Here is a 6,340-nt window from a genome sequence, read left to right on the forward strand (position 1 = left end):
CCTACTAGCATTTCGTATAAAGTGAAGCCTATTCACGATGACAAATCCTCAAAAAACTTGTGAATATGCAGCGTAAAGAGAGGAAACATTGGCGGTGTCTATGACAACAGGTCGTATCCTGAACATTCCAAATATATTAACTTTGGCTCGAATCGCCTTGATTCCTGTTTTTTTGTTAGTGGCGTATTGGCCTCCTGCAACGGGCGTAAATGGTTACGATGGCGGTATGACACGTCATATTTTGMTGACTTCTATTTTTGTGATCGCTGCCGTGACCGACTGGTTTGATGGCTATTTGGCACGCTCTTTAAATCAGACTTCTGCATTTGGGCGTTTCCTCGACCCTGTAGCAGATAAACTGATGGTGGCTGCGGCATTGATTGTGTTGGTGCAGTGGCAACCTACTATTTCAATGGCTTTTGCAGCGATTGTAATTATTTCCCGTGAAATTACTGTATCTGCATTGCGTGAATGGATGGCTGAGTTGGGCGCACGTACCAGTGTGGCCGTGTCTACCGTGGGGAAATATAAAACGGCATTCCAAATGATTGCAATTTCAGTGTTCTTATTGAACTGGCAGCCTTTAGAAATGTTGGCGTATTTGCTGCTTTATACCGCTGTAATTTTAACTTTGTGGTCGATGTTTATTTACTTAAAAGCCGCTTGGCCGTATTTGAAACAGCCTTAAAGTAGACTGTTAAAAACAGATTCATCCCTAAGTGCTTCTATCATGAAGCACTTTTTTATTAACTGTGAGTTTCTTCTTCGGTATCATCTTCAAAGGTTTTGGCAATTTTTTCAATATTTAAGCTCTTTGCCATCGCATCAAAAATTTCTTTATAAACCCCATTTTGATGATAAAGCGTGTCATGTTCACCATGTTCTGCAATTCTGCCCTCCTTCATGACATAGGTGTAATCGGCATCAATAATTTGCGATAAGCTATGTGAAATGATGATCACGGTACGGCCTTGTTTAATTTCATCCAGACTTTGCTTAATTTGTTCGGTTGCAATAGCGTCTAGACTAGCGGTAGGTTCATCTAAAAAAATAATAGGTGGATTTTTCAGGAACATACGTGCAAGGGCAATGCGTTGTTGTTGGCCGCCTGAAAGCATCAGGGCATCTGAGTCATAAGCCTCAGGCAAATGCAAAATTTGTTCGTGAATGGAGGCTTTTTTTGCGGCCCGAATCACATCTTCTAAGCTAGCATCAGTTTTGCCATAACGAATATTTTCAAAAATAGAGCCTTGGAAAATATGGTTTTTTTGCAAAACTAAGCCGATATGATCACGTAAATACTGAGTATCGATCTGTTGTATGTCTATTCCATCGAGTTGAATCGTACCATTTTGCGGTTCATAGAATTTATCTAATAAACTGATCAGCGTGGATTTTCCCGCCCCCGATAATCCCACTAATGCAGTAATTTTATTGGGCTGGATCTGCATCTGAATGTCTTTGAGTGCATGATGTCCATTCGGATAAAAAAAGTTTACCTGTTGCAGGTCAAACTGCCCTCGAATGATGGGTTTAAGCGTACCACTTGGTTCAATTTCATGCTCGGCTTCCAAAATTTGAAAGAAGCTTTCTGAATAGATCATTGCATCATTGACTTCATCATAAATACGATGCAATGAGCGAATGGGGGCAGAAACATTGCCAAACAGTAACACGTGATACATGATCATGCCGATGCTCATTTGTCCATCTAATACAAAATAAGCCGTTAAAATAATAATCAGCACCACTCCAATTTGTTCAATAAAGCTTTTTAAACCATCAAATAAAAAACTGGTTTGGCGGGTCTGCATTTGATTGTGGGTCAGTTTTTTCTGCAGGGTGAGTTGTTTTTCTGCTTCGATGCTTTCTCTGTTAAATGATTTAATCACGGTGATTGAGTTGATAATGCTAAGAATCCCTTGGCTTTTTTTCTCACGTCCATCACGTAAATTACGTCGCCAACTGCCTAACTTTTGCGCTTGCAGATAGGTCAGCCAAAAATAAATGGGAACAATAACCGTGGCGAGCAAGCCCACATATACATTGGCATAGTACATTAAGCCTAAAGCCACAATCGCACTGGTAAATAGCGGTAAAATATCAATAAAGAAAATTTGCACTAAACGGGTGAGTGAACCAATCCCTCGGTCTATACGTGTTTGTAATTTGCCTGCTTGGTTGTTGTCTTGATTAAAAAAAGCCAAACGGTAACGTAAAAACTTTTCAATAATGCCTTGAGCTAAATCTTGTGAGACAAAAATGCGTAGTTTTTCACCGTAAAACTTCTGTCCAAATTGCACAAAGGCATTGATGATTTCTTTGCCCAGTAAAATGACTGAAATCGTGATTAAAATATGCCAGCCTGCCGCAAGTCCTTGTCCCGCTTCAATTAAGGCATTAATGCTATCGACTGCATATTGTAAAGTGAGTGCATTGACTTGGGCGGTAAATGAGCCAATTAAGGTTAAAATCAGGGTTGCGATCACCAACATTCGGTAGGGACGAACAAAGGGACGCAATTTTTGAAACAAATGCCATAAATTCATAAGCTATTATTATCAGCACAATGATTTTAAGTCTAAGGATGAACGTTAGGTCTCACAAGCTAAAAAGCTGAGTCATTTTGTGAGCAGTTTTATCCTAATTTTTAGATTACACAGTAGAGTGGGTTCATCATGAATCTAGAGTTGTTTAGCCCTGAGCCTCGTGACAACATACTGCCTTATGACGGCATTGTACAGGACTATGGTCTGGTGCTGAATGTGGAGCATAGTGCGCGTTATTTACAGTATTTTCTGCAACATTTGGCATGGCAGCCTGATGAAGGTCGGCTCTTTGGTCAGTATTATCGGACCAAGCGCCAAGTCGCATGGTATGGCGATGAGCAGTATCAATATCGGTATTCGGGTGCTTTAAAGCAGGCTCATGTTTGGCTACCTGCTTTGTGGCGGCTGAAACAGCAAGTTGAACAATGGGTCGGGCATCCCTTTAATTCATGTTTGGCCAATTTATATCAAGATGGTACGCAGGGCTTGGGCTGGCATAGTGACGATGAGCCGAATTTAGGAAAAAACGTTGTCATTGCTTCATTGAGTTTTGGAGCAACCCGTAAATTCAGTTTTAAGCATAAACATACGGCATATAAAGTGGATCTTTTATTGCAGAGTGGTCAGTTGCTTGTGATGCGAGGACAAACACAGCAGTATTGGAAACATGCATTAATGAAGTCCAATAAAATTATACAACCCAGAATTAATCTTACCTTTCGCTATTTTCATAGCACTTTCTGAATAAGATCGTCCTCAGTTTTAAATTTTGCCACGTTAGGTTGAGTTCACGTCTAGGCTTAAATCGGTATATAGTATTTCAACCTGTTTTTAAATTTGTTGGGCATTATCCTGCAAAATTTCAATCAGCTTTTGCAAATTGATAAATTCAAAACGGTTTTTAGATGCCAACAGCATCAAGACATAAGGCGCATCTTTAGATGAAAAATGAATCGGTACAGATAAGCCTGCAATATCTGAATCAAGATCGCTATTAGAAAATAATAGCCTTGTTTTTTGATTATGTGCATCAGCTTCAAATAATCATCCGCATCTTTTGCAAAATTAACTTGCCCCAATTCGGCAGAAAAACGCTGGTAATAGTCTAAAATTTTAGCTTTAGGCAAGTGTGCCATAATCATTCTTGGCGATGAGCCGACATAAACAGGACGTGGGTAGCCGCGACCATAAGACAGTAAAGGCGTATCTTTAAAGATTTCGTGATGTACATCAATGCAAGAATCTTGATTAAGCTGGGTCAATAAACAGCAAAATTCAGCATGTTCCGCAATTTTTTCATAAACGGAATGCTGATGGTGACCAATGGATTGGTCGTACGAGAGATAAAATCCAATACCGCAATTGGGGGCCCAAGAGTGTAATCTCACGAGGTGCCACTCATGTGTTGCAACAACTCTGCCGAAACCAACTCTTTTAAATAGCGGTAACTCGTAGGTTTAGATAAACCGAGTTACTCACTCATCGTATCTACATTAGTGACAGCACGTGCGGTTGAATATAAGTCTAAGACTGTGAGAATCTTGCCAAAGCTAGACAGTGCTATGCGGATTTACCCATTCAACCCAAAAGGATGATGTCACTTTATATCAAAAAATAGCCAGACCAATCGACTTTTTACAGAGGGAATTAAGTGTACTAGGGATCAATCTCCCCATTCTTTTAGGTTTGTCGATGTTATCAATTTGAAACAGGATTTAAGGTTGAACGCCGTGAGGGTCACGATACCAGCTTTCAATCAATAGTGCTGCGGCAAGACTGTCGGCAGCGAGCTTTTTGCCACGGCCTTGAGCTTGATAATGATCAAGCTCATCACGTGCTTCACGTGTAGTTAGGCGTTCATCGACCATTAGGGTATGGATATTGCTTTGATGGCGTAAGCGTTTAGCAAACTTACGCGCACGGGTAGATAGTTCCGACTCACTATCATCCATATTTAAAGGCAAGCCCACTAGAAATAATTGCGGCTGATGTTGCTTGATAATTTTTAGCAAGTTTTCCCATTGCGGAATGCCATCTTTCATGGGGAAAAGGGCGAGTGGGGTTGCACTTTCAATCAGTGCCTGCCCCACAGCCATGCCCATTTTTTGGGTGCCAAAGTCAAATGCCATAATGGTTTGGGCTTGAGTCGTTTCAGGCATGACCAATCTCTGAAGATAACCAAGTTGGATCTACGCCCATTTTGCGATATGCGGCATCCCAACGGTCGTCATAAGGTAAATTGAAAATCAAATCCATGTCCGATTCACAAATGAGCCAATCGCCACGGGCAATTTCTTGTTCCAGTTGCTGTTTGCCCCAACTGGCATAGCCCAAGGCAATTTGGTAGCGTCCAACGCCTTCATTGTGGGCAATCGCATCTAAAATATCTTTAGAGGTGGTGATACAGACATTTTCACCCACTGCGATAGATGAATGCCAAGTTGGCTGCCCTGTGTGTAAAACAAAACCTGCCTCAGGTCGTAATGGACCACCTTGTAGAACTTCGTGAGGATGCACATTATCTGCATCAATATCTAAATCATTGAGCAATTCTTTGATTTGGATACCCGATGGACGGTTGAGAATAATGCCTTGCGCACCGTCTTCATCATGACGTGCCAAATAGATGACGGTGTTTGCAAAAAACTCATCATTCATATCGGGCGGGGCTATGAGACAGCGATGCGTCAGATATTGTTTAGTCACCTAAGCAATTCTCCTTAATCTGAGGTGGTGGCAAACAGAACTGTAAACCTACTTGGAAACGTAAACGAGTTACAGCCAAATCATACAAATATACATTTCTTAGCTGTACTTATCCCATAAAACCACTGTGATGACAACTTTGCTTTGGTAAAAGTGAGACAAAGTATAAATAAAAGAATAAATTTAAAATTTAGAAAAAATGATGTCATTAAATTTATCTATTTAGTTACAAAGTTGAAGATATAGAAACATAATAATTGATTGCTTTATTATCTTTGTGATGTGGGTTTGTTTAAATGTTTTGGTGTATATTTTTTAATCTACTTTTAATTTTAACGAATGTAATTTCTGTTTTTTAATTGCAAAATAGGCGGTTTTATTGAATTTATATTCTCTTTTATTAAATATTAAGTTTGTCTAATGAATAGTGGTTTTTTTAATATAAAAAATCTATAAGTTTGTTTATTTTTTTTGTAAGCTTTGTGCTTTTGTGTAAAATTTATCTTTTTTATAGCTTGATATGTTTCAATAAATATACATAAAATACATATTGAAACAAAAAATAATTGTTTGTAAGATGGTGAAATTTTCATCTTTTATAGCTTTTTTTGATGGTTTAATATGAATTATTTAATAAAGGGAAGTTTGTTTGCTGCTGTTTTTTCAGCTTCAGTTTTTTCTCAAGCAGCAATTTTTGGAACTTATAATGAAGAAGGTAATTTGTTTCGCAGTCATTTGAATAATCATTTATCTGAAGATTTAGCTGCTAAATTTAAAGATAAAGTAGGGCAGAGTAAAACTTGAAGTGCGACATAAACCACCTAATTAATTTAAAGGGTTTATGGAGTATATAAAATTGTCATACCATCATCTTAACTTTGAAGATCGTACTGCATTAATGCTTGAGTCAAGAAAAGAAGGCTTTTCAGCCAGAAAATTTGCTGAACTCATTAAAAGACATCCTAGTACGATCTATCGTGAGCTTAAAAGAAATAGCATCAATGACGTTTATCAAGCTCGATATGCTTCTGATAACACCTTCGCTAGACGTAGACGTGGTCACAGAAAACTCAAAATCGATTCAA

Annotated in this window: 7 protein-coding genes and 1 pseudogene; 4 read left to right on the plus strand and 4 right to left on the minus strand. The window is 38.8% G+C overall.

From position 1 onward, the window contains the following. The first annotated feature begins 100 nt into the window (after positions 1-100). Complete coding sequence (gene pgsA / locus BJN41_RS11990; RefSeq protein WP_070155470.1) at positions 101-688, plus strand: CDP-diacylglycerol--glycerol-3-phosphate 3-phosphatidyltransferase; 588 nt, start codon at positions 101-103, stop codon at positions 686-688. Positions 689-746: 58 nt separating this feature from the next. Here pgsA and BJN41_RS11995 read toward each other — a convergent pair whose 3' ends face one another. After that, on the minus strand, positions 747-2,549 hold the full coding sequence (locus BJN41_RS11995) for an ABC transporter ATP-binding protein (protein WP_070155472.1): 1,803 nt from the start codon (positions 2,547-2,549) through the stop codon (positions 747-749). A gap of 129 nt (positions 2,550-2,678) precedes the next feature. Between BJN41_RS11995 and BJN41_RS12000 the strand changes: the two genes are divergently transcribed. Then, entirely contained in the window at positions 2,679-3,293 is a 615-nt protein-coding gene (locus tag BJN41_RS12000) for an alpha-ketoglutarate-dependent dioxygenase AlkB family protein (RefSeq protein WP_019836094.1), read from the plus strand. 87 nt (positions 3,294-3,380) lie between these two features. On the opposite strand, the pseudogene BJN41_RS12005 reads toward BJN41_RS12000, so the two are convergent. The 3 genes and pseudogenes from BJN41_RS12005 to BJN41_RS12015 all read right to left on the minus strand — a co-directional run bounded on the left by BJN41_RS12005 (position 3,381) and on the right by BJN41_RS12015 (position 5,255). Continuing rightward, a pseudogene (locus tag BJN41_RS12005) lies at positions 3,381-4,113 on the minus strand (IclR family transcriptional regulator). A 151-nt stretch (positions 4,114-4,264) separates the two neighbouring features. Continuing rightward, positions 4,265-4,708, minus strand: coding sequence for a Holliday junction resolvase RuvX (gene ruvX, locus BJN41_RS12010; RefSeq protein WP_019836093.1), 444 nt, complete (start codon positions 4,706-4,708; stop codon positions 4,265-4,267). After that, positions 4,701-5,255: a YqgE/AlgH family protein gene (locus BJN41_RS12015; RefSeq protein ID WP_026437983.1), complete on the minus strand. Its 555-nt coding sequence runs from the start codon at positions 5,253-5,255 to the stop codon at positions 4,701-4,703. Before BJN41_RS12015 ends, ruvX begins: the two co-directional genes overlap by 8 nt. Positions 5,256-5,876: 621 nt before the next feature. On the opposite strand from BJN41_RS12015, the gene BJN41_RS12020 reads away from it, so the two are divergent. Beyond that, a complete protein-coding gene (locus tag BJN41_RS12020) occupies positions 5,877-6,059 on the plus strand; it encodes a hypothetical protein (RefSeq protein WP_070155474.1) in 183 nt (60 codons plus the stop codon). A 94-nt stretch (positions 6,060-6,153) separates the two neighbouring features. Then, the coding region (locus tag BJN41_RS14900; RefSeq protein ID WP_230400577.1) for a helix-turn-helix domain-containing protein at positions 6,154-6,340 on the plus strand (187 nt) is incomplete at its 3' end.

The sequence above is a fragment of the Acinetobacter towneri genome, assembly GCF_001758345.1.
In the GTDB taxonomy this organism is placed as follows: domain Bacteria; phylum Pseudomonadota; class Gammaproteobacteria; order Pseudomonadales; family Moraxellaceae; genus Acinetobacter; species Acinetobacter towneri_A.